This window comes from Nostoc sp. FACHB-152, from assembly GCF_014697475.1.
Classification (GTDB): Bacteria; Cyanobacteriota; Cyanobacteriia; order Cyanobacteriales; family Nostocaceae; genus Nostoc_B.
In genome coordinates this window covers 151,349-176,130 of sequence record NZ_JACJRV010000008.1, presented here as the reverse complement: position 1 = coordinate 176,130, position 24,782 = coordinate 151,349, and the positions used below count along the sequence as shown (strand labels likewise).

The window sequence follows — 24,782 nt, the reverse complement described above, 5'->3', positions numbered from 1 at the left end:
CACTATCTTTCGCTAACATAAGTTAAAAGGTGTAAAAATTATCTCTACCCATAGCAAAAATGAGTATTGACCCTGTAGTTAATGCCCTTAAGAGTATTGCTAAACCTGCGGCTTCTCTAGTTATTAATCAAGCTCAACGCAACGAAACCGTAGTGAGACTTTTAAAGCAATTCAATTTTGACCCAACACAACCACCCAAAGATGTTGATGGAGTTTATGTTTATTCTTTAATTGAGTATGGTGTAGATAAGCCAGAAGCGATTTTAAATCTTTTTAGAGAAAGAGAAATTAAAAATGCTTTTTGGAGTGCTTATACTTCTAATAATGCCTTGGGTTTCTACAAGGAAGTAGAAAAGTTTTTGCAGGGTAATGATTTAAAATTTGATATTCAATTATTGAGAATTGACCTGCGCGCAGAGTTAGAAGAGTTTGGCGAAACATTTATTAAAGTTGCCAAAAAAAGTGGCTCTGCTGATTTTCAGCCTTTTCCCGAATGGGATTTAGACGAGTATCCCACAGAATTTAAGCCATTAATTAAAGAAAAAATTCGCTCGTTTTGTGGTCGTCAGTTTGTTTTTGAAACATTTAAGCAATTTTGTGACAAAAATCGCAGTGGTTATTTTACTGTGGTGGGTGATGCGGGGATGGGAAAAAGTACCATTGCTGCTAAATACGTCTGGGATAATAAGTCGCCATGCTATTTTAATATTCGTTCTGATGGTCGCAATCGAGCCGAGCTATTTCTTGAGAGTATTCGCAAACAATTAATTAAGCATTATCAGTTGCAAAATGCTGATAAGGCTAATTTAGCTGATTTACTAGGACAGGTTAGTAAAAAACTTGCTGATAGTGAACGTTTGATAATTGTAGTTGATGCACTAGATGAAGTAGAACAATAAACAGGCGGGAATCTTTTAGATTTACCTACAGTACTTCCTGAACGCGTCTATTTTCTGCTAACTAGAAGACCATATACTATTGATAAAAAACGCTTGTCTGCACCAGATGTGCCGACACAAGAGTTAGATTTAAGAGCAAGTCAGTATGCTGGTTTAAGCCGGGAAGATATTAAAAAGTATATTCGGTTCTTTTTAAATGATGATCCAGATTATAAAAATGCAATTAGACAATGGATTGAAGAACGCAATATTTCTGAGCATGATTTTATTGAGCAGGTAGCAACTAAAAGTGAAAATAACTTTATGTACCTGCGCTATGTTTTGCCAGGAATTGCTAAGGGTGAGTATAACGACCTGAGTTTAAAGCAATTACCAGATGGTTTGCAAGAATATTATCAAATCCATTGGGAACGTATGGGGATGGATAAAAAGCCCCAGGAACTAAAGGTATTTATTTTGTTTATTTTAGTCGAGATTGGCACACCAATTCCCTGCAAGATGATGGTGGATATTGCCCAACAAGATAAATATGATGTGCAAGTAGTTTTAGATAATTGGGTTGAGTATTTAAAACAGCAAAATATTAAAGGAGAAGACTGCTATAGCATCTATCACGCTAGTTTTTTAGACTTTTTGAAAGAAAAACGAGTTTTAGACGCTGAACGCAAGCTATTTCAAGAAGTTAATCAACGCATTGCCAACTACCTTGTAAGTAAGATGGCGTGACAAGTAATTGACTGTGATGCCATGCACTTATTGATCCCCCCTACGCCTCTTAAACAGGCTTCAGTGTTCACACCAGTCGATTTACCCCCCTTAATCCCCCCTTATACAGGGGGGAAATCAGAAAATCTAGTTCCCTCCCCTTTCCAAGGGGAGGGTTAGGGTGGGGTAATTCTAAAACTGGTAGTGATTCTATAAATTGTGTAGTCAAGTTCTTAATTTTGGATAAAGTCGAGCTAAGGAAAATAGCTTAAAATGGGAAGTCTTGCAGACAAATTAGCGGCACAAAATCCCGCTTTTCAACGTGCTTACTTGGGTAGTTTAGCTCCAAACTTAGTGAAATCGGGAAATTTAGATAAGTATTATCAAACTCTGACTGATTTTGATTTCTTAGTGGCAAAGCTTAACCATCCTGAGTTCGGAGTACAGCCGCTAATAGAAGATTATGATTTGATTGATAATCAAGAGATAGTTAATTGCCCAGAATACAAAGTTGAGAAAGTCAAAATTCTCAAATTGATTCAAGGTGCATTAAGGCTGTCAGCACATATTTTAGTAGTAGATCAGCAACAAGTAGGCACTCAATTGCATGGACGGTTACTAAATCAGCAAATCTCAGCAGAAATTCAGGCATTATTAACACAAATTCAGCAGAAAACCACTACCCCTTGGCTACGTAGCTTAACCCCCAGTTTAACCCCGCCAGGAGGACGCTTAATCCGCACCCTCACTGGTCATAGTAACTCGGTAAATGCCGTCGCCGTTACCCCCAATGGGCAACAGGTGATTTCTGCATCCGATGACGACACCCTCAAAGTCTGGAATTTGGCAGATGGCAAAGAATTATGCACCCTCAGAGGTCATAGTAACTCGGTAAATGCCGTCGCCGTCACCCCCAATGGGCAACAGGTGATTTCTGCATCGCGTGACAAGACCCTCAAAGTCTGGAATTTGGCTACTGGGGAGGAACTATTCACTCTCAATGGTCATAGTAACTCGGTAAATGCCATCGCCGTTACCCCCAACGGACAACAGATAATTTCTGCATCCAGTGACAACACTCTCAAAGTCTGGAATTTGGCTACTGGAGAGGAACTATTTACCCTCAGAGGTCATAGTAACTCGGTAAATGCCGTCGCCGTCACCCCCAATGGGCAACAGGTGATTTCTGCTTGCGCTGACTCTACCCTCAAAGTCTGGAATTTGGCTACCGGGGAGGAACTATTCACCCTAAAAGGTCATAGTTCCTGGGTAAATGCCGTCGCCGTCACTCCCGATGGGCAAAGGGTGATTTCTGAATCCTTTGACTACACCCTCAAAGTCTGGAATTTGGCAACAGGGGAGGAACTGTTCACTCTCAATGGTCATAGTGACTCGGTAAATGCCGTCGCCGTCACTCCCGATGGGCAAAGGGTGATTTCTGCATCATATGACAATACCCTCAAAGTCTGGAATTTGGCGACAGGGGAGGAACTGTTCACTCTCAATGGTCATAGTGACTCGGTAAATGCCGTCGCCGCCACCCCCGATGGGCAAAGGGTAATTTCTGCATCCCATGACAACACCCTCAAAGTCTGGAATTTGGCGACAGGGGAGGAACTGTTCACTCTCAATGGTCATAGTGACTCGATAAATGCCGTCGCTGTCACCTCCGATGGGCAAAGGGTGATTTCTGCATCCTGGGACAACACCCTCAAAGTCTGGAATTTGGCGACAGGGGAGGAACTGTTCACTCTCAATGGTCATAGTCGCTCGGTAAATGCCGTCGCCGTCACCTCCGATGGGCAAAGGGTGATTTCTGCATCCCATGACAACACCCTCAAAGTCTGGAATTTGGCGACAGGGGAGGTAATTGCCACTTTCACAGGGGAAAGTATCATATATTGCTGTACAGTTACACCTGATGGCGAAACAATTGTCGCAGGGGAACAATCAGGTAGGATGCATTTTTTGTGTCTTGAAGGAATGACAGGAGGATAAGCAGTACCTTATCTTTTAATTATTTCTCATAATTATGAATTCACCACCTACACCACACACTACTAATCATCCCAGAGGACACCCTAGGGAGTTTGAGCAAATTATTAACGCAAAAAGCTACAACTTTATCGGGCGCAATTTTGTCTTCACGGCAATTAATCAATTCATTCACCGCTATCATCGCGGTTACTTTACTATCATTGGCGCACCCGGTAGCGGTAAAAGTGCAATTTTGGCTAAATATGCCCTAGATAATCCTGATGTTGTCTATTACAACGTTGACATTGAGGGTAAAAATCGTGCTGATGAATTTCTGCGAAATATCTGCACGCAATTAATAGAGATGTTTGCAATCTCTCTAGATAACCAACCCGAAAACACTACAGAAGGGAGTTGGTTTTTATCGTTGCTTCTTCAGCAAATCAGTGATGGGTTAGCACCCAATCAAAAATTAATTATTGCAATTGATGGCTTAAATTTTATTGACCGCAATAGTCAATCTCCTGGTGCAAATTTGTTTTATCTTCCGCGCTATCTCCCCGATGGGGTTTATTTTCTCCTCACCCGCAGACCTTTTTTGCGCGAGAAGTCAGGTTTGTTAATTGAAGCACCCTTTCAAAGTCTTGATTTAGCAGATTATGACGCAGAAAATCAAGCGGATATTCAGGCTTATATTCACAAGAACCTAACCCCCCTAGCCCCCCTTCCCTATGAGGGAATGGGGGGACAGGATGCCAAAATAGGGGGAAATAATTACTCCCCTCTCCTTGCAGGGGAGGGGTTGGGGGAGGGGTCAAATCTCAAATCTTGGCTGAGTAATCACGATATCAGTGAGCAGGAATTCTGCACGCGCCTCACCGCCAAGTCCGAAAATAATTTCATGTACGTCAGTCAAGTTCTCACCGCCATTGCTGAGGGTTTCTATCCTGAACCGTTCCCAGACAATTTAATTCCCCCAGGTTTAGCCGCCTATTATCAGCAACACTTACAGCAGATGCTTGCAAACGATGACTTGAGCCTAGCAGTGCTGAATGCTTTAGTGCAACAGCAACCAACCACAGTAGATGCGATCGCTCATACAATTGATGCAGATGAGTACGATGTCGAAGAAATCTTAGAAAACTGGCCGGAATTCTTGCATCAAGAACAAATCGCAGATAAAACCCATTACCGCCTCTATCACTCCAACTTCCGCGACTGGTTGCAACAACAAAAGTATGAAGTGTGAAATTGTCTCGTTGATAGTCCCTGATAAAAATACTAATCCCTAGCCCCCAGCCCCTAGCCTCTAGCCCCTAATAAAAATACTAATCCTTAACCTCTAGCCCCTAGCCTCTAGTCCCTTATAATAGTGACTCATTCTTTGTTTTCCTAACTGGAGAAACCAATGGGTCGCGCCAAAAAGGTTGTCTTAGCATATTCAGGTGGTGTAGATACTTCTGTGTGCATTCCTTACCTCAAGCAAGAGTGGGGTGTGGAAGAGGTGATAACTCTCGCAGCAGATTTAGGCCAGGGAGATGAATTAGATCCAATTAAAGAAAAAGCTCTCAAATCGGGTGCTAGTGAATCTCTGGTAGTTGATGTCAAAGACAGCTTTGTTAAAGATTACGCTTTCCCGGCGATTCAAGCCAATGCCCTTTACGAAAATCGCTATCCTTTGGGAACTGCGCTGGCTCGTCCCTTAATTGCCAAAATATTAGTAGAAGCAGCAGAGAAATACGGTGCTGATGCGATCGCACATGGTTGTACTGGTAAGGGTAACGATCAGGTACGCTTTGACGTTTCCTGTGCTGCCTTAAATCCCAGCCTCAAGATTTTAGCACCCGCGCGGGAGTGGGGCATGAGCCGAGAAGAAACCATCGCCTATGGTGAAAAGTTTGGCATTCCTGCACCTGTGAAAAAATCTTCGCCTTACAGTATTGATAAAAACTTGCTCGGTCGCAGTATTGAAGCGGGTGTGTTGGAAGATCCAGCCGCCGAACCCCCAGAAGAAATTTATCAGATGACCAAGGCGATCGCCAATACTCCCAATGAGCCAGAATATATTGAAATCGGCTTCACCCAAGGTATTCCCACCACGATCAACGGTACAGCCAAAAACCCTGTTGAATTAATTGAAACACTCAACGAATTAGCAGGCAATCATGGCATCGGTCGCATTGACATGATTGAAAACCGCTTGGTGGGAATCAAATCACGGGAAATCTACGAATCACCCGCAATGATGTTGCTCATTCAAGCACACCGTGATTTAGAAAGCCTGACTTTAACCGCAGATGTCAGCCACTACAAACGCGGTATCGAAGAGACTTACACCCAATTGGTTTATAACGGATTGTGGTACAGTCCTCTCAAAGCTGCCTTGGATGCTTTCATTCAAAAAACTCAAGAACGCGTCACAGGAACCGTGCGGGTGAAACTCTTCAAAGGTAACGCCACCATAGTTGGTCGTTGGAGTGACAACACACTTTATACCCCCGACTTAGCCACCTACGGTGCTGAAGACCAATTTGACCACAAAGCAGCCGAAGGCTTTATCTATGTTTGGGGTCTTCCCACCCGTATTTGGGCGCAACAAAATAGATAATTAATCATCAAAATCTGCGTTGGGTTTTGCAATAGCTAAACCCAACAAAATGATATTACTCTTCATTTTCCCAACTAGAAAATCTCAAAACCTTGGCAATTTCCTCTATGAGAATACTAGCGTCTACAGGTTTATTGATGTAACTTTGAAAACCTGAAAGCAGAGCCGTATTATAACTTTCATCGGAACTTAAAGCAGTCAGAGCGATCGCCGGAGGATGCCGTTTTTGTAACAGCAACATTCGTCTGGCTTGGCGAATTAAAGAATATCCATCTACTTCTGGCATAGCAATATCAAAAATTAAAATGTCAAATCTTAAATTTTTGATTGCTTCCAATGCAAGTGTCGCTGATGTTGCAGTTGTCACCTGCATACCGTAGTTTTCCAAAATCAGAGTAGTCAAAAACAAACTATCTTCGTTATCATCTACAACAAGAATCTGTAAACCTTCTAAAGATTGGTAATCATTTATCTCATTTTGAAGATGTGAGTTGTCAAAGTTGTTTGCCATGATAAGGTGTGCCTCCTTGGTTGGCCTAATCAATTACGGAGGAAGCCCCAGTGTAGTTAGCCGCATACTAACTACACTGGGCAATTATTAATGAACCTACCATGACATTAGTTAGATATCTTAAGGATATTTATGTTTGACTGTAGCAATCCTACTTAATTTACAAACTAGTCGTGGAGGCAGGCAATAGGCAATAGACAATAGATTTGTTTAGATCTCCTAGACGGGTTGCTATATCTACATAAATATCATTTACCGGGTTGAGAAACATTTAGACGCTTTGAAATTAGATGTATTTTTAACAAACCCGGTATTTAGTTAATAAGATTTATAAATCAGTTTTTATCTTAATTTTTCCTACGGCTCTACCAACTTTCTCCCAGGTTCTAGCTGTTTCGAGGTCTTGGTAATTATTTCTCAGATCTTCAGCCTTCTCATAACAAACTTGAGAAAGGATGCTAAGTACACCAGGTAAGCTCATATTCTCAATCAGTGTTTCTATTTCACTTTTGTCGTACATTTTTACAACTCCGAAACCAGAATTTGTTAAAGAGGTTTGATATAAGCCATCATCTACCAAATTTGGTTGTAATCATACCGATAATTGTTGTATTTCGTCATGTGGCAAGAGAATGAGTAAAAGCTGACTTTGGTATAAGTTAGATATATATCTCCCGACTAATACCGTTTCACTTTAAGTTTGATACAAATAGGTCGCAGGGGAGCTATCGCGCTTTGCCGACTTGTAGCGACTGACGTGGGCAGAGGGGCAAGAGGAAAAATTATTTGTTGAAATGCTATAATAGCAGCCTGCTGATCATTAAAAGCTTTCAGCGTTATTGCTGCTGCCTTTCTTGCAGCAATTGATACTGTCGCCATTTTTCTTGTTGACGAATTAGTTTCTCTTCTGTGAGACTATCAAAGCAATAGGGGCAAGAAATACCTTCTTCGTACTTAGGTGAAGCTTTATCTTGTTCAGAAATTGGATACCCACAGCAAAAGCACAATTCGTGAGTTCCTTGTTCCAGTCCATGACGAACCGCTATTCGCTCGTCAAACACAAAACATTCACCTTCCCACAAGCTTTCTGCTGCGGGGATTTCCTCTAAATATTTTAGAATCCCGCCTTTGAGGTGATAAACTTCAGTGAATCCTTGGGCCAGCATAAAGGATGAAGCTTTTTCGCAGCGAATACCACCAGTACAAAATAAGGCGACTTTTTTGTGTTGATTAGGGTCAAGGTGGTTTTGAACATATTCAGGAAATTCCCGAAACGATTGGGTTTGGGGGTTTTCCGCTCTTTTAAAAGAGCCGATTTTCACTTCGTAATTGTTACGAGTATCAATGACTATCACTTCGGGGTCGGAAATTAAATCATTCCACTCTTGGGGGGTGACATAAATCCCAACTTGCTGATTAGGATCAACTTCTGGCAAGCCCAAAGTGACAATTTCTGTTTTTAACCGCACCTTCATCCGTTCAAAAGGTGGTGTCTGTGCGTAAGATTCTTTATGTTCTAGGTTTACTAAACGTGGATCAGAACGTAGATAGGCGAGAAGCGCGTCAATGCTTTGGCGTGAACCTGCGATCGTACCATTAATACCTTCTGCGGCGAGCAGAATTGTTCCCTTAATATTTTGTTCTAGGCAATAAGACAGCAATGGCTCTTGTTTCTCGGCAAAATCGGGCAAACTGACAAATTTATAAAGTGCTGCAACAATTTGCGTATTTTCTTGGTTCATTCCTTTAGTAATGGTACAATTTTCAGTTAAGATATCTACGGTAGATAAATTAGACTACCTTTTTAATTTTACGGGGGTTTAGCTCAGTTGGTAGAGCGCCTGCTTTGCAAGCAGGATGTCAGCGGTTCGAGTCCGCTAACCTCCATTAAATGATTAAACTTTATGGCCGCGATGCTCGGTTTTAATCCATTGCGATCGCTGTTTCTGCACGCACATCCTGAAAGTCGTCACAATCATCACAGGAATCCAATGCACCATGTAAACAGAACCTTGAATTGTTGCCCAGAGCAAAGACCATCCGCGTAAATTTTGAAATTGGTACAGTCCAGTGATGAAAGCAACTGTCAAAATTATGCTTAGTAGCGTCTGGAGTGGCAACAAAACCGGGCGATCGCGGTAAAATATTGTCCAAACTAAATCGGGAATTAGCCCAATGGGCAATACAAATTGCAAGAGAAAAAATAAGAACAAATCGATTTCTTTAGCCCAGCCCAGTTTTAAAATTTGCGGAAAATAATCTAGGTAACGCTGATAGCCACCTTCAGCCCATCGGCTGCGTTGATGCCAAAGTTTTCTCCAAGTTGTCACTGCTTCTTCTTGAATTACTGGAACTGTGACAAACTCAATTTCACTACCTGTCAAATACAGCCTAAAGCAAAGATCCAAATCATCTGTAACAGTGTCCTCATTCCAACCGTGACATTTTTCTAGCAGTTGCCGACGAACTAACATCCCGTTCCCACGCAGTTCCGACATTCCGCCAACAGCAATGCGATGGGTTTGCAAAAAGCTATCACAAGCCATTTCCATTTGCTGACAACCCGTTAAGAAATTTGCCTCTGCATTGGCTATTGCTTTTCGCACTTGCACTGCACCAATATTCTTTTGCTGAAATAAAGGTACTGTTTGCCGCAGAAAATTTGCTGGCAGTATAGCATCGGCATCGCAGATCAAAATAATCTCGCCTCGCGTCCAGGGGAAAACGGCATTCAGCGCGCCTGATTTACCTCCTTGTGATTGTCTGTGGTGAACTTGTAGAGCGGGAAATGAACTTTGTAAATTTTTTATAATCTGAGGAGTTTCATCAGTACTTTCATCATCTACCACCCAAATATCTAAGCGATCGCTGGGATAGTTTAATTGAAATAAGTTATGAACTAAATCAGCCAAGACGGCACTTTCATTTTTAGCAGGCACTAAAATCGAAACTTGCGGTAAATACTCGTTAGTATCAATCACCGCAGAGGTTGGTTTTGCTGCCAGCATCCTTACTGTTTGCACAGCCAACACAACTGTTAATCCGACTATTAGCCACTGGGTTTGTGGTTGCCAGTGCAGCAAACTTACAAAACCCCACATCATGATAAATATAAGGATGGCTTTGAAACGGCGATGGGGGTTTGGCTGGAAGATACTTGCCATCTTAGTTGCTAGATTCTGCGGTTTTTTGCTTGGGACGACGGCGTAACACCATCATTGTGAGTCCACCCAGCAGAAATCCGCCTACCCCGGCGGCAATAGCCACATTTATTCCTAGACTTTGGGCGGCGTTTAAGACTGGATTATCCAAGAGGTTGGACGAAAAATGCAGCGATTGAATTGTCCATTTGTCCTGGAATTTTTGCAGTACTGCTGTCCACCGCATCGCCATATCAGCTGAGTTACCATCTTTGAAAGAGAAAGTTGCGATCGCCTCTCCCGAAGAAACAGCTGTCTCAGGAGAAAGAAAAGTTCTGACAACATCTCCCTTAAGAGCCATTTTGATATTTTGAATAGAATTGGAAAACTGTTGGTTCCAATATTTTTCAAATTCTGGCACTTTGTGAAAAACTTGGTTATCAACTGTTGTAATCGTAAATGATGGATGCAAATAAGGTTCAATTTTGCCAAAATTTCGAGTGTTAATGGCTTCTAGGGCAATCTCGCGTGTATTTATAATTGCGTTGATATCCTGTTGGTTGGTGTCCGCCAGAGCGTATTGGGGTATATTCCAAATTGCCAACACTAATAAAACACTCCAAAGTAGCTGAGTACATCTGTATTCAGTTGCCCATCTCTGTTTCATAACGGATGATTCTTTTGAAACTACTAGACAGGATGGATTTTAAACTTTTATCTAGTCAACTCAGCATTAAGTTCTATCAATAATCAGTAAATCGCTCAATCAAACTAAATGTGGTGCAACTTCAGGGCGAACTCATCTAAAGTATACTTAGTGACTACTGAAATTGAGAATCAACGGAAAAATCAGCATTTATCATTTGAACCACTGTCCAAACCTCAAAGCGATCGCTAAAATCTTTGTCAATAAACATGGCTTAATGCGATTATTTTTGAGACTATTGAGAATGATCTAGCCTTATTGACATGATGCGGCCGCCCTGGGTGCAACTTCTAGTCGCTAGGGCTAGGTGCAAGATGTAAATCAACCAAGACTCTGATTAATAACTTAAGTAAATTTTTTTAGCTTAAGTAAAGTTTTTACAAAAGTATTGTTATTGTAATATAAACTTTTATTTATAAATTACATTTAATCAGCAAACTAACATAACACTATCTTTACCTAAAAGCAAGTTGTACACATCTAAATCTAAAATAAAACTAAAAATATGTAAAGTTTCTATAAAGTCACAGTATATATATCCAACTTTGCATCTCCAAAGAGTACTATTTATTACGTAACCTAAGATTTTAAAGTTATTTGAAATACCAAATAATACCTAAGTATTAAAAAAAATAAGAAACATTCATGTTTACAACAAAGTCATCTACGTGTAAAAAAACCATGAAGCTAATGCAGAGATAACTTGCTTATTTTTCAGCACACTCAGTAAAGCAGAGTAAGTCTGAAGTATGCAACTAAGATGAGGTTGACTTTACTACTCGTTAAGACAGTTAATCACTAAACCCAAAGCAAGGTTATTGTATGAGTAATCAGGGCATCGCAACTAAGCAGGTAACTAACACTAATAATTGGAGTTCTACTCCTGTAGATTTACGAGCTTCTGCGTTTTTTAGGGTCAGCAAAGGATTTTGGTGGCTAAGACTAGCAACACTACTAGTGGTAGATTGTTTCGTTCTATTTTTAGCTTGGGTATTAGCCCAGCATCAACCTACTCCTGTAGATAGTGCTGTATATACACAAAGTAATTACATTCCTGGTTTAATTCTGATACAAATAGCCACATTAGCGATCCAAGGCACATATGAACCTGGTAAGCAACGTTATGACTATTTCAATATTATTAAAACGCTAACTTTTGCTCACGGGTTAATACTACTCTGGAGCATTTTATATCAACCAATTGTGGAGTTTAACTTCTCTACACTCACTTCATCCTGGTTGCTGGGTATAACTTTTGTTTCCCTTGGTAGATTGTTCGTAGTGCTAATTTTGCAATATCTCCGTCAACGCAAAATATTAGGCTGCAACTCTGTTTATATTATTTGCGATCCAGGCTCCAAAGAACAAGTTATTAACTATATCAGGAACGAAAAACGGTACATTATTCGTGGCAGTGACACAGCTAGATCCCTAGATAGATATAATCGTCAGCAAACTTTAGAGGAGATGAACAGACTAGGCATCACAGAAGTGTTCATTGATTGGGATGCCATCAAAAATAGGATGTTTTTATGCTGGTTATTTCAGGCATCTGGTATAACCGTCCATGTTTTACCTATGCAATTAAGGCCAATAAACAGACAAGTATATTTTCAAAAAGTAGGTGGAATGCCTTGCCTGAGTGTTAGCTGCCCAACAATTATCAGTAAAGACTTTTGGATCAAGCGATTTTTTGACTTCTGTTTTACTGCTCTGTTTTTGACTGTTACATTCCCTATTTATCTAGCGATCGCGATCGCCATAAAATTAGACTCACCAGGCCCTATATTTTATAAACAAACCCGCATTGGTCTACATGGACAACCATTTAAAGTATGGAAATTCCGAACCATGCGACCTGATGCTGATAAACTGCAAAAAGAGCTAGAAGCATTAAACGAAACTAAAGATGGTATTATCTTTAAAATCAAAGATGACCCTCGGATCACCCGAATTGGTAAATTCCTCCGTCGCTACAGCTTAGACGAGTTACCACAATTATTTAATGTCCTTTTAGGAGAGATGAGCCTTGTAGGCCCACGCCCATTACCTACTAGAGATGTAGATAAATTTTTAGAACATCATTTCATTCGCCAAGAAGTACTCCCAGGTGTAACAGGTCTTTGGCAAGTTTCAGGACGGTCTAACATTTTAGATTTTGAACAAGTAATCAATCTTGATATGAGCTATATCGAAAATTGGTCACTGCAACTAGATTTTGAAATTTTGCTGAGAACCATTAAAGTTGTCTTAAAAAAAGAGGGCGCATACTAAACTTAAGAGAGTAGCCCTAGATAAGAGCAATGGCTAATATATTTAACATTAGCCATCTTATCTATATATTGCAGCGTCAATTGAAAATGATGTAGATATGTCTCCCACTAATATAAAATTCAGCGATGCACCACTTACTATTTGCAACAACACTTAAAACTCATCAAAAACAATTTGAATATTAAGGTTTAAGTTTGCGATATTTAATTTTATAAGTTAAATATCTTACTCAAATAGTAGACATTATTCACAATTAATAATTAGTGAGAGATAACAATGAATATGAATCCAGAAGTATCAGTCATAATCCCTGCCTATAATACTGAAGATTATATTGCGCGTGCCATAACTTCTGCTTTAGATCAAACACTGAAAAATATCGAAATAATTTTAGTAGATGATGCTTCTACTGATAACACCTTAAAAATAGCTAAGAGTTTCAATGACCAGCGACTAAAAGTGTTAGCAAATGAAAAAAACCTTGGTGCTGGAGGCGCACGAAACCGTGCTTTAAGAGAAGCCAAAGGTAAATGGGTAGCTGTACTTGATTCTGATGATTGGTATGCACCAGAAAGGCTGGAAAAACTTTTAGCTATAGCTAACGACAAAAATGCCGATATGGTTGCAGATGATATCAATTACATCATAGATGGCGACGCATCTCCTTGGAGTACTCTGATTACTCAGAGTGAAGAGAAGATTAATGAAACTTGCCAAATTGATCTAATAAAATTTGTTACAAGTGATATTTATGGACAAAAAGGTTTGCATCTGGGGTTAAGCAAACCTTTATTAAAACGCGACTTTCTGAATAAATACGGAATTGAGTACGATGAGAGCTTAAGAATGGGTCAAGATTTTTGGCTCTACCTTAAATGCTTGATGAACGGAGCAAGCTACTTTCTAGTACCCGAAGCATACTATTTCTACCGTTCTCGCCCTGGTTCTTTAGTCAAGCAAAGTCAAGTAGAACGTCTTAATCACTATTGTAGAGTTACTTATGACTTTCTGCAACAAGAAACTGTCAAAAATCAACCAGATTTGTTAAATGCAATGTCCTATCACCTGGAAGTCTATAAGAAAAGTAGAGCTTATTATTGCGTCGTCGAACCTTTAAAGCAGAAAAAATTTGTCACAGCTTTATTTCAAGCAGTAAAAAACCCTTATTTTTTTGTCCGGTTTATAAATCAAATTCCCTTAATTTTATTCCGTCGTCTTAGAGCCTATCTTCTTAAAGATAAATTAGTTTACGAAATGGCATATCGCAGAAACAGTTGATAATCTTTTGTTAAAATCAGATTTCACTGTAGCTTTATCATCGAATTCCTAATGGTAGAAAAAGGTAAGTTAATTAGCAATTCGCTTTCTATTCTGATCAATCGTTTAACCCAAAGTATTACAACTTTTGTGTTAACAGCAGCAATTGCTCGGATTTTAGGCTCTGAAGCATTAGGGCAATATCTACTAGCATTTAGTTATTATTTTATCTTTGTCAGCATTGCTTCACAGGGATTAAAAACCTTATTTACCAGAGAATTAGCTCGTAATCCTGAAAAAACACCAATTTTCCTCACTAATGGTAGCTGGCTACAATTGCTTTTAAGTCTTGTTAGCTATGGAGCATTAGTACTTTTAGTTTTTTTACTCCCTTATACTCCTGAAACCTCTAATGTTTGCTACATTATGGGTTTAACGATTATTCCGTTTTCATTGTCTAATATCACCGAAGCAATTTTTCAGGCTCAAGAGAGGATGTATTTAATTGCTATCTCTACAGTGCCTGTTTATATTTTGCGTATACTGGTTATGATTTGGGCAATGCAAATGAGTTATGGAGTAGAAGAAATAACAAAAATTTTCTTTGTTTCAGAGTCTATCATCCTAGTAGCTCAATGGTTATTGCTGGTAAGGATTGTAAAAGTAAAATGGAAGATTGATAAAGACTTTATTTGGGAGAGTTTCAAAGCCGCACGTACTTTTTTTGCCATTGAAGGAATGGCTGTAGTTCATAATAGGTTCCAAATACTAATACTTTCACTTATAGGGAATGAGGCTTTAGTTGGTATTTATGGTGGAATTACACAATTAATTCAACCATTTCTGATTATTGCAAATAGTATAGCCACAGCAATATTTCCGAGTCTTTCTAAGTCAGTAAGTCAGGGTATAGAATATCAGCAAAAAATTACTAAAAATCTTATAGAAATATTATTAATTTTTGCTTGTCCATTAATCATAGGATGTTTATTCTTTAGTAAAGACTTGCTTGTTTTTATTTACAATCCTAGTTTCGCTCAAGCTAACGTATATCTTAATATAATTTCTTTTGCGTTATTTTTCTTGTGTTTCAATCGGGCAATACCCTTCGTACTATTAGCAAATGGTTATGAAAGGTTAAATTTACGTATACTAATTATTAATTCAACTTTAGGAAGTTTAGCAGGAATTGTTTTAGTATCTCAATTTAAATTAATGGGTGCAGTTATTACTGACCTATGTACAACAATTTTAATTGCTGGGTACAATATGTACTATCTTTATGGTCGTCTCTTTTCCTTAAATTTAATTCAGATGATGCGCCGACCTAGTATTATTAGTATTTTATTAATACCTATATTTATAATACTACAAATACTTAACTTAAATTTTTTAACAAAATTAATAATTTCTAGTTGTTGTTATTTTTTAATTGTTAGCTTTTTCTTGCTACAAAGTTTAGATGGATTTAATAGTAGATGGCTTAAAAAAATCAAAAATAAATACATTCAATAATAGCTAAAACTTTCTCTTAATTCCCAATGGTTAAAGTAATGAATACTCAGTTTTTGCAATCAGAAAATTTCACAGAGCAAAATTTAGCCTTACTAGAGGAAAATACCCAAGAACTAGTGAGCGTTGTTATTCCTACAAGAAATAGACCGCAAATTGTCATTAGAGCTGTTAAAAGCGCATTAGCCCAAACTCTGCCAACTGTCGAAGTGATTGTAGTAGTAGACGGGCCTGACGAAGCAACAGTCCAAGCACTATCTCAGATAACTGACCCAAGATTGAGAGTTATAGAACTAGCAACAAATGTTGGCCCATCAGGCGCGAGAAATACTGGGGTTAGAGAAGCTAAAGGTAATTGGATAGCCTTTTTAGATGATGATGACGAATGGATGCCTCAAAAGCTACAACTTCAAATTGATGTAGCAAAAAATTCACAGTTCAAATTTCCTGTTGTATCCAGTCGCTTTGTAGCATTCACTCCAAAAGGTGAATTTATCTGGCCAAGAAGGCTATTAGAGCCTACTGAACATCTAAGTGAATATCTGTTTGTGCGTAAATCTCTATTTCTTGGAGAAGGATTTATGCACACTTCAACGCTTTTTACTAAAAAAGAATTATTGATAAAAATTCCTTTTAATATAAACAAATCTAAACATGAAGATTGGGAATGGCTGTTTGAAGTTAATAACCAAGAAGATGTAGGGATTGAGTTTGTACCGGAACCAACAGCATATTGGCATTCAGATATCGGTCAACAGCGATTGAGTAATAAGGGTAATTGGCAATACTGCCTGGAATGGATTAAATCAGTTCAGCACCTAATTACGCCACAAGCATATTCTAGTTACCTCATGACTGTTGCCTGCTACGAAGCCTCTAGTAGAAACGACCGGTCAGCTTTCTGGATACTATTGCGAGAGTCTATCAAATTCGGCAAACCTAGACTTAGAGATTATTTTTTATATCTGGTTATGTGGTTGTTTCCACAAGATGTGCGTAAGCAAGTTAACGCCTTAGTGCAAAGCTTTAAAAAAATGATAACTAAGTAATGCTATTGTTTCTCTATTAAGCGATCGCAGTATTTGCCATCAAATCAGAGCAAAGGTAATAACTTGCTTTCAGCCTGATTTGCATTTGCAAAGTATTGCTGCTTAACCAGTTGCAGTTTATCATCAAACTAGCAAATGCTCTAAATTAACCAATATATGACAAAAGTTTTACGCTTTGCCGAGCATGCTTTTACTGTTTTATCTTTATTACACTATGCAGGCGGCCCGCTCGTTGTAATTTTATCTGGAGGTCAAAGTCAAGGAGATAAAATAACCCAAACTTTTGATCCAATTCCTGTACGTCTACTATTTATATTAATTTATGTAATAACGCTTCTATTATTGATTGTGCGCTGGAAGAAGGTTATTTATGTAATTAACAAAGATAAATTTATTTGGAGCTTAGTAGCCCTAGCAGTGCTATCTATATTCTGGTCTGTTAACAGTTCAATTACACAGACGCGGATTATAGGATTAATAGGAACAAGCTTATTTGGAGTTTATTTAGCAACTCGCTATACCTTAGAACAGCAGCTTAAAATACTAGGTTGGACATTTGGTATCTCATTAATATTGAGTTTATTATTCATCTTTTTATTGCCACGATATGGCGTTATGACGGGTGTACATGCAGGAGCGTGGCGAGGAATTTTTCCTCATAAGAACACTACAGGAATTGTCATGGTTCTCACCTCTATGGTGTTTCTGCTCCAGGCTATAAATAATAAGGAAAAACGTTTACTTTTCTCTATTGGATTGGGATTATCGCTAACAATATTGTTGATGGCACGCTCAACATCATCTCTATTTAACTTTTTTAATTTGCTGAGTACATTATTTTTATTTTATGCATTACGTTTGCGAGTTGATAAAATGGTGCCACTGATCTCTATGCTGCTCACATTAGGCACAACTATATCAGTAATAATTCAAACAAATGCTGATGTCTTTCTAGCTTATTTCAATAAAAGTTCTGATTTAACTGGTCGTTCACAGTTGTGGGTTGCTGTATTAGATATGATTTGGAAGCGTCCTTGGCTGGGTTATGGCTATGGTGCATTCTGGGCAGGGCAAGGTAGCGAAGCTGAAACTATCTGGAACATAGTTGGTTGGAAAGCACCGTTTGCTCATAATGGTTGGTTAGACATTTGGCTCACCTTAGGGCTTGTAGGTCTAATATTATGTGCTATGGGATATGTATATAGTGTTTTGCGGTCAATTTATTGGGTACGCTATGGCAAAACACCAGAATGTTTTTGGCCTGGAATTTATATGATCTATATGTTTTTGTCCAACCTGAGTGAATCATTCTTGATGGTGCAAAACAATATTTTATGGGTTCTTTATGTAGCAGCCGCTCTGTCTGTATTAATGCGCCCTGAACGTCAAAAAGAACAATTCATATAAAATTTATTAACAAACAATGGCTAAAATTAATGTGTTAATGTTTGGTGCGAGCTTAGACCAAAATGGTGGTATCGCAACCGTGGAAAAACTAATCATTAAGTACATGATTTCTGATATTAAGATTCAGCATGTTACTAGCCATGACGAGGGTACAATCAACCATAGAATTAAGGTTTTTTCTAAAAGTGTATTGATTTTAATTAAAAAATTAATCACAGAGAAAATAGATATCGTCCATATTCATCTTTCAGATGGAGGTAGCGTTTTACGCAAAGCAATTCTTACTCTTGTTAGCTTAATATTTAGTAAGCCTGTATTGATGCATGCACATGGTGCTGAGTTCCATGTTACTTATGCCAAACTGCCTAAAATAGCCCAGCAAGCTTTAAATTGGGTTTTTTGTCGGTGTAAAGGGTTTATAGTTCTGTCAAACAATTGGCAAGATTATTATGTTAACAATCTTGGCTTAAATAAAAAAATAGTCATTGTTTTACCTAATCCTACCGAATTACCAGAGCATATTCCAGATCGGAGAAATCAAGCTAAAACTAAATTTGCTTTTTGTGGTCGAGTTGGACAGCGCAAAGGGGCATTTGATTTAATTAATGCCTTTGCTAATTTGACCGATGATGAGCAAAGGCAATCTCAGTTGATAATAGCAGGAGATGGTGAAATCGAAAAGGCTCAACAACTGGTTGATGAGCTTGACTTGAAAGAAAAAGTTACTTTTTTAGGTTGGATTAATTCTCAGCAGAGAGATGATTTATTGTCAAAAGCAGATGTATTTGTTTTACCTTCTTATAACGAAGGTCTGCCAATGGCAATACTAGAAGCGATGGGTTGGGGTTTACCTGTAATTGCGACTCCTGTAGGTGGAATTCCTGAATTAGTTATTACTAATCAAAATGGTTTATTAGTTAGTCCTGGCAATATTCAACAGTTAGCAGATGCAATGAAGTTAGTTATTAACAATGAATTTTTGCGAATTTCTTTGGGTAAAGTTGCCAGAGAAAACGTTGAAAAATTTGATATTAAAAATTATTGCCAAATTTTAGCTAATATATATAGTTCGCTTACATATTAAATTTGAAGGTCAGGTGTGGTATGAGAGTTAACATTTGTGGAGTAGAAATTGATAAATATAGTTTTGACGAAGTAATAGAACAAATTGTCAAACACACAGTAGCTTCAGGAAAACCCGAATATGTAGTTACTCCTAATGCTATGCATATTCTACTCTTACAAAAAGATGCTGAATTCCACAATATTTATAGCAAATCTTTTTTAGTTGTGCCTGATGGAGTATCTTTGCTTTGGGCTGCTAAGTTTTTAAAAACTCCTCTTCAAGGTAGAGTTAATGGGACAGATTTATTTGAAAAACTTTGCGCTGTGGCAGCCCAAAAAGGTTTAAAAGTATTTTTACTAGGAGGCCGACCAGGCGCAGCCCAAAAAGCTAAGGAGGTACTTGAAGCTAGACATCCAAACTTAGCAATTGTTGGAACTTACTGCCCACCCTACGGTTTTGAGTCTCAACCAGAAGAGTTAGATTTTATTAATTCTCAAATTAAAGCGGCATCTCCTGATATCCTCTTTGTAGGTTTAGGCGCTCCCAAACAAGAAAAATGGATAGCAGCTAACTATTTAGAGTTAGGGGTGCCAATCAGTGTTGGTATAGGAGTAAGCTTTGAGCTAGTAGCCAACATGGTGAGAAGAGCGCCTGTTTGGATGCAAAAAACAGGTTTAGAATGGCTGTTCCGCTTGATTGTTGAGCCTCAGCGTTTGTGGAAGCGTTATATTGTGGGTAATCCTACTTTTATTTGGTTGGTATTAAAACAACGCTTGGGGATATCTTAATTAACTAATGCTGGCAATGCTGGATTTTATTAAATAGTTTCAAAACAGCTAAGTACAGGAACACTTATGAAAATATTATGTCTTTTCGATTATGCTTCTGCTGATCGTAGTTGGGAGCGATGGAAAAACAAACAAGAACGAGAGAGTCCAGAACATCACCTTTGGGGGGTGACTCACTTGCATCAGTACGGTATTGATGTTGATCTGCTGCCATATGAAAAATACCCGTTTATTAAAAAGATAGGAGAAAAACTTAAACTTGGGGATTTAGAACAACAAATTAGAGTCATGCTAATTGCTCATAAATACGATTTAATCTACTCAACTTGCCAAACCAGCACTTTGCTTCTAGCATTTTTACGCATTCTGGGAATTTTGAGAAAGCCACTTGTCGTTAAGCTTGAACGTCCATTTAAAAAGAATGCTTTGAATAATATATTACTCAAGCTTTTCGCAGCAGGACACGATAAAATTTTATGCTTAAGTGAGAGTACAGAAAACCGCTTAATTGACGATTTTAAAATTGATAAAAATAAATTAGCTCTATTAGATTGGGGGCCATATCTGCCATCCTATGATGATTATAAATTTAACACTAATGATGTTTATGAATATCCCTTGATTGTTTGTGCAGGAAACGAAAGCCGCGATTACAATACAATTGTTCAGGCTTTTAATGAAATAGACTGTCAAATGCACATATATTGTTCTAGCAAGTCTGCACCTATAGTTCCTGTTCCACCTAACGTTAAGATTCAATATAGCAATCAACAAACTTTAGCTCTCGCTTGGAAAGCTTTGTCATGGCAAGAATTATTGATAGAGTATGCTAAGGCGTATGCGATCGCTATTCCCTTGTATATACCTCCACATAGGATAGACACTACTCCACTGTATGGACTGACAAGTCTCTTAGATGCAATGGCTATGGGCAAGGCTGTAGTCATGACTAAGCATAGACAAACGAATATTGATATTGAAAAAGAGGGAATTGGTTTATGGGTTGAACCAGGTGATGTTAAAGGTTGGCAAGATGCTATCTCCTATATGCTAAAACATCCTGAGGAAACAAAAGAAATGGGCAAACGCGCTCGGAAATTAGCGGAGGAAAAATATAACTTAGAAACTTTTTCTTTACAGTTAGCTAAAGCATTAAAGAGTCTTGTGAAGATAGATAATAAATATTAATTCAATGTCTACTCTAAAACCCCTTACTAGGCGGCAGACTATTTACTTAGGCTTAGGAGCTTTAGCAACTACAGGGTTGTTACAAATTATCAAAATTATCAGTAACAGTTGGCAAATTGCTGCTCTGATTAATTCAAAACGAGATTTTAAAGTTGATGAGCGAAGAACTTTAAAACAGCGAGCCGCTAGTAAGGGTTTAATATTTGGAGCAGATTGTGGCACCTTAAACTTACAATCTGATCCCAAATTAAGCAGTCTCATAGCACAAGAATGTGAAATGTTAGTTGCCGGATTTCTCAAATGGGATACTCTGCGCCCTACAGCAAAGCAATTTAATTTTCAGCAGGGTGACTGGTATGCTAGGTTTGCTCGTCAAAATCGAATGCTTTTGCGAGGACATACTTTAGTATGGCATGAGTCTTTACCATCCTGGTTTAAGGAGACAGTCAATAGGAGAAATGCCGAGCAGTTTTTAATTCAACATATTACGCAGGTTGTAGGACGTTATGCTGGACAAATGCACTCCTGGGATGTGGTAAATGAAGCAATCAAGGTTAAAGATGGACAGCAGAATGGGTTGCGAAAAACTCCCTGGTTAGAGTTTTTAGGAGAAAATTACATTGATTTAGCTTTTCGGATTGCGGCTGAGGTTGACCCCAAAGCTTTGTTAGTTTATAACGACTACGGGTTGCAATATGACATACCCAAAGATGAAGCTAAAAGAAATGCAGTTTTAAAGTTACTAGAGCGTTTGAAATCTAAAGGCACACCAATCCACGCTTTGGGTATACAATCTCATCTTTTGGCTGATGAAACTCGCTTTAATCCTCAAAGGTTACGTAATTTTCTGAAGAATGTCAGCGATTTAGGTCTGAAAATTATGGTTACAGAGATGGATGTGATAGACAAACATTTACCTCAAAACATAGCTATCCGCGATCGCATTGTTGCCTCTGTTTATGAAGATTATCTTTCAGCCATATTAGATGAACCAGATGTAATTGCAGTTATTACCTGGGGACTAAGCGATCGCTATACTTGGTTAAGTAGATTTCAACCTAGACGGGATAAATCTGCTGTACGCCCTCTGCCCTTTGATACTCAGATGCACCGTAAATTAGCCTGGAATGCGATCGCTCGTGCTTTTGATAATGCGCCGAAACGCTAAAATGACTGCAAATTACAAATTATATATTTTTTTTACTTAATTCAGTTTATACTATTCCCAATCTGTCTCCGTCTTCTTACCTTAAATTGATGACACAATTTGGTATAATCATTTTTTACACTACTTTAAAAATATAGCAAATTTCATGCAGTAAATTTCATTCAAAATTGATGAAATCTAAGTATAGAAGTCACTATTATAAATAATTTAACGGTTATTAACTCAAGATACAATACACGGGGTCATATATTTATGTCAAAAAACATTATCGAATCAAACGAATCCCTGGATTTAGACCTTGGTCGTTACTTCATGATATTAAAACGGCGCTGGTTAACTCTAGCCAGTATTTTTCTAGGTACAGTCGCCCTCAGTGCTTTCGCCACGACATTACCCAAGCCATCCTATGAAGCTGAAGGAAAACTCTTATTCAGGATGCCTTCTTTTAAAGTAGTAGGTAATGATCTTTTACCTAACAATAATGAAGGCGATGAAGCACCAGATTTAAAGAGCTTAGTAGCCACTCAAAATCCTGTTAATACACAGATAGAAGTCATTTCTTCTCCAATTTTACTTCAGCAAGTTATTGATAAAGTTCAACTAAAAGATGAAAACGGTGAACCACTGGAAGTTGACATACTAAAAAAGAAACTAACACTAAAAATAATTGGTGGTACAGATGTGTTACGGGTTAGTTATCAAGATACTAACCCTGAAGAAGCAGCAGCAGTAGTCAACACAGTAATGAATTTGTACTTAGAAAATGATATTTTGGCTAGCCGTAATGAAGCCGAAGCAACTCGTAAATTTATGGCAAGGCAATTGCCAGTCTCTCAGGATGGTGTAAATAGGGCAGAAGTTGCACTCAGAGTCTTCAGACAGAAGAATAACATTGCAGATTTAGATGAAGAAACCAGGTCATCCGTAGGGATTATTGCCAACTTAGATAACGAGATTAATGCTATTAGGGCTCAACTAGCTGAAGTCAATGCTCAAAGTAATGAACTTCAACAAAAACTAGGGCTAAATTCCCAAGATGCTCTAGCTGTAAGTGCGCTGAGTCAGTCACCAGCAGTGCAAGGCGTTTTAACACAACTTCAAGATGTAGAGCGACAGTTAGCGAATGAACGCAGTCGTTTTCTAGATGATAATCCTGTAATTGTAGGTTTAGAAGCTAGAAAAGCTAACCTCAACAACTTGCTACAACAGCAAATTACACAAACCGTTGGGCAACAATCGCAATTTGCACCGAGATTACTGCAAATTGGGGAACTTAGACAAAACCTAATCCAAAATTTTCTGCAACAAGAAGTGCAGAGCTTTGGCTTAAACCAAAGATTAGCTTCTCTATATAGTTCTCGTGCTGCTTACGAAAGACGGATGAAATTCATACCCCAGTTAAGACAAACCCAGCGCGAACTAGAGCGAAAAGTTGAAGTTGCTCAATCAACCTATCAGACTCTACTGAAAAAAGTTCAAGAATTACAAGTAGCAGAAAATAGAAATACAGCTAATGCCAGGATTATTGCTCAAGCTTTAGTTCCAGAACAACCAGTAACAGGTAAAAAACTGATTATTTTAGTCATAGGAGTGATGTTTGGGACATTCTTGTCTACTACATCTGTCCTCTTGTTAGAAATGAGAGATAAATCTTTCAAAACACTTAAAGAAATTAGAGAAGCGTTTGGATATCCCTTATTGGGGGTTATTCCTCTGTCTGTAAACAAAACCAACTCCCGCAAGCGTGATACAGAATTAACTACTCCTGAAATTGCTGTTAGAGATATGCCTAACTCTCTAACTAGCGAAATATATCGGATGATTCAAGCTAATCTGAAATACCTTAGTTCTGATAAGGTGGTAAAAACGATTGTTGTAACTAGTGCAGTGCCTAAGGAAGGCAAGTCTACAGTTTCAGCAAATTTAGCAACGGCGATCGCGCAATTAGGTCGAAAAGTCTTACTCATTGACGCAGATATGCGAGTTCCTTCACAGCATCATCTCTGGCAACTGACAAATGTAGCAGGCTTGAGTGAAGTTTTAGTAGGCCAGTCACAATTTGATATTGCTGTCAATAAAGTAATAGATAATCTTGATGTCTTAACTGCGGGAGTTAGACCGCCCAATCCCCTGGCTTTGCTAGACTCAAAGCGGATGGCATCCTTAATCAAGGATTTCTCATCTAAGTATGATTGTGTAATTATTGATGCTCCACCTGCTCTTTTAGCTGCTGATGCTCTAGCTTTAAGCCAAATGTCTGACGGTATTTTATTAGTTAGCAGACCTGGTGTGATTGATTCGAGCAGTGCATCGGCTCTGCAAGAGATGTTAGATAGAGCTAATCACAATATCTTAGGTTTAGTGGTGAATGGAATAATTGACAAACATGAATCTAGCAATTATTTCTACCATGCGTCAGAATATTTTAGCCCTCAAAAATCAAGAAAAGAGGTTGTGTTACAAAATGGGAGAGGAAATAGAAGTTCTTCTCGATAATTTACGTTTTTGCTACACAACCTCCTACTAA

General features: G+C 38.4%; 20 protein-coding genes and 1 tRNA gene. 16 read left to right on the top strand and 5 right to left on the bottom strand.

The window, feature by feature from the left end:
• The first annotated feature begins 59 nt into the window (after nucleotides 1–59).
• The 5 genes from H6G76_RS38010 to H6G76_RS10085 all read left to right on the top strand — a co-directional run bounded on the left by H6G76_RS38010 (nucleotide 60) and on the right by H6G76_RS10085 (nucleotide 6,189).
• Nucleotides 60–899, top strand: a complete 840-nt coding sequence (locus H6G76_RS38010) for a hypothetical protein (RefSeq protein WP_313934761.1) — start codon at nucleotides 60–62, stop codon at nucleotides 897–899.
• 93 nt (nucleotides 900–992) lie between these two features.
• Nucleotides 993–1,625, top strand: coding sequence for a hypothetical protein (locus tag H6G76_RS38005; protein ID WP_313934760.1), 633 nt, complete (start codon nucleotides 993–995; stop codon nucleotides 1,623–1,625).
• Between the two features lie 252 nt (nucleotides 1,626–1,877).
• Nucleotides 1,878–3,602, top strand: a complete 1,725-nt coding sequence (locus tag H6G76_RS10095) for a WD40 repeat domain-containing protein (RefSeq protein ID WP_190699215.1) — start codon at nucleotides 1,878–1,880, stop codon at nucleotides 3,600–3,602.
• 34 nt (nucleotides 3,603–3,636) lie between these two features.
• The gene (locus H6G76_RS10090) at nucleotides 3,637–4,830 is read left to right on the top strand and encodes an ATP-binding protein (RefSeq protein WP_190699213.1); all 1,194 of its coding nucleotides are present in this window, start codon (nucleotides 3,637–3,639) and stop codon (nucleotides 4,828–4,830) included.
• A gap of 159 nt (nucleotides 4,831–4,989) precedes the next feature.
• Nucleotides 4,990–6,189, top strand: a complete 1,200-nt coding sequence (locus tag H6G76_RS10085) for an argininosuccinate synthase (RefSeq protein WP_190699211.1) — start codon at nucleotides 4,990–4,992, stop codon at nucleotides 6,187–6,189.
• Nucleotides 6,190–6,244: 55 nt separating this feature from the next.
• On the opposite strand, the gene H6G76_RS10080 is transcribed toward H6G76_RS10085, so the two are convergent.
• From H6G76_RS10080 to H6G76_RS10070, 3 genes are all read right to left on the bottom strand, one after another.
• Nucleotides 6,245–6,700, bottom strand: a complete 456-nt coding sequence (locus H6G76_RS10080; RefSeq protein WP_190699207.1) for a response regulator — start codon at nucleotides 6,698–6,700, stop codon at nucleotides 6,245–6,247.
• A gap of 328 nt (nucleotides 6,701–7,028) precedes the next feature.
• The gene (locus H6G76_RS10075; RefSeq protein WP_190699204.1) at nucleotides 7,029–7,220 is read right to left on the bottom strand and encodes a hypothetical protein; all 192 of its coding nucleotides are present in this window, start codon (nucleotides 7,218–7,220) and stop codon (nucleotides 7,029–7,031) included.
• A 316-nt stretch (nucleotides 7,221–7,536) separates the two neighbouring features.
• Nucleotides 7,537–8,442, bottom strand: coding sequence for a rhodanese-related sulfurtransferase (locus H6G76_RS10070; RefSeq protein ID WP_190699201.1), 906 nt, complete (start codon nucleotides 8,440–8,442; stop codon nucleotides 7,537–7,539).
• 72 nt (nucleotides 8,443–8,514) lie between these two features.
• On the opposite strand from H6G76_RS10070, the gene H6G76_RS10065 reads away from it, so the two are divergent.
• A tRNA-Ala gene (locus H6G76_RS10065) sits at nucleotides 8,515–8,587 on the top strand.
• An 8-nt stretch (nucleotides 8,588–8,595) separates the two neighbouring features.
• Here the strand turns inward: H6G76_RS10065 and H6G76_RS10060 are convergent.
• Both H6G76_RS10060 and H6G76_RS10055 read right to left on the bottom strand, forming a co-directional pair.
• On the bottom strand, nucleotides 8,596–9,864 hold the full coding sequence (locus tag H6G76_RS10060; protein ID WP_190699198.1) for a glycosyltransferase family 2 protein: 1,269 nt from the start codon (nucleotides 9,862–9,864) through the stop codon (nucleotides 8,596–8,598).
• Nucleotide 9,865: 1 nt separating this feature from the next.
• Complete coding sequence (locus H6G76_RS10055) at nucleotides 9,866–10,507, bottom strand: nuclear transport factor 2 family protein (protein ID WP_190699195.1); 642 nt, start codon at nucleotides 10,505–10,507, stop codon at nucleotides 9,866–9,868.
• Between the two features lie 861 nt (nucleotides 10,508–11,368).
• Between H6G76_RS10055 and H6G76_RS10050 the strand changes: the two genes are divergently transcribed.
• From H6G76_RS10050 to H6G76_RS10005, 10 genes are all read left to right on the top strand, one after another.
• Nucleotides 11,369–12,820: a sugar transferase gene (locus tag H6G76_RS10050; protein WP_190699193.1), complete on the top strand. Its 1,452-nt coding sequence runs from the start codon at nucleotides 11,369–11,371 to the stop codon at nucleotides 12,818–12,820.
• A gap of 276 nt (nucleotides 12,821–13,096) precedes the next feature.
• The gene (locus tag H6G76_RS10045) at nucleotides 13,097–14,098 is read left to right on the top strand and encodes a glycosyltransferase family 2 protein (protein ID WP_313934759.1); all 1,002 of its coding nucleotides are present in this window, start codon (nucleotides 13,097–13,099) and stop codon (nucleotides 14,096–14,098) included.
• 51 nt (nucleotides 14,099–14,149) lie between these two features.
• Nucleotides 14,150–15,592, top strand: coding sequence for an oligosaccharide flippase family protein (locus tag H6G76_RS10040; RefSeq protein ID WP_190699190.1), 1,443 nt, complete (start codon nucleotides 14,150–14,152; stop codon nucleotides 15,590–15,592).
• Between the two features lie 38 nt (nucleotides 15,593–15,630).
• Complete coding sequence (locus H6G76_RS10035; RefSeq protein WP_190699187.1) at nucleotides 15,631–16,638, top strand: glycosyltransferase family 2 protein; 1,008 nt, start codon at nucleotides 15,631–15,633, stop codon at nucleotides 16,636–16,638.
• Nucleotides 16,639–16,794: 156 nt separating this feature from the next.
• Nucleotides 16,795–18,045 carry an O-antigen ligase gene (locus H6G76_RS10030; RefSeq protein WP_190699184.1) on the top strand — a complete coding sequence of 417 codons (1,251 nt, stop codon included), beginning with the start codon at nucleotides 16,795–16,797 and terminating at the stop codon, nucleotides 18,043–18,045.
• Nucleotides 18,046–18,061: 16 nt separating this feature from the next.
• Nucleotides 18,062–19,129 (top strand): glycosyltransferase family 4 protein, encoded by a 1,068-nt coding sequence (locus tag H6G76_RS10025; RefSeq protein ID WP_190699182.1) that lies wholly within the window; start codon nucleotides 18,062–18,064, stop codon nucleotides 19,127–19,129.
• A 20-nt stretch (nucleotides 19,130–19,149) separates the two neighbouring features.
• Nucleotides 19,150–19,899, top strand: a complete 750-nt coding sequence (locus H6G76_RS10020; protein WP_190699179.1) for a WecB/TagA/CpsF family glycosyltransferase — start codon at nucleotides 19,150–19,152, stop codon at nucleotides 19,897–19,899.
• A 66-nt stretch (nucleotides 19,900–19,965) separates the two neighbouring features.
• Nucleotides 19,966–21,087, top strand: coding sequence for a glycosyltransferase (locus H6G76_RS10015; protein WP_190699176.1), 1,122 nt, complete (start codon nucleotides 19,966–19,968; stop codon nucleotides 21,085–21,087).
• A 4-nt stretch (nucleotides 21,088–21,091) separates the two neighbouring features.
• A complete protein-coding gene (locus H6G76_RS10010; protein ID WP_190699173.1) occupies nucleotides 21,092–22,255 on the top strand; it encodes an endo-1,4-beta-xylanase in 1,164 nt (387 codons plus the stop codon).
• A gap of 252 nt (nucleotides 22,256–22,507) precedes the next feature.
• A complete protein-coding gene (locus H6G76_RS10005; protein ID WP_190699170.1) occupies nucleotides 22,508–24,751 on the top strand; it encodes a polysaccharide biosynthesis tyrosine autokinase in 2,244 nt (747 codons plus the stop codon).
• The last annotated feature ends 31 nt before the right edge of the window (nucleotides 24,752–24,782 follow it).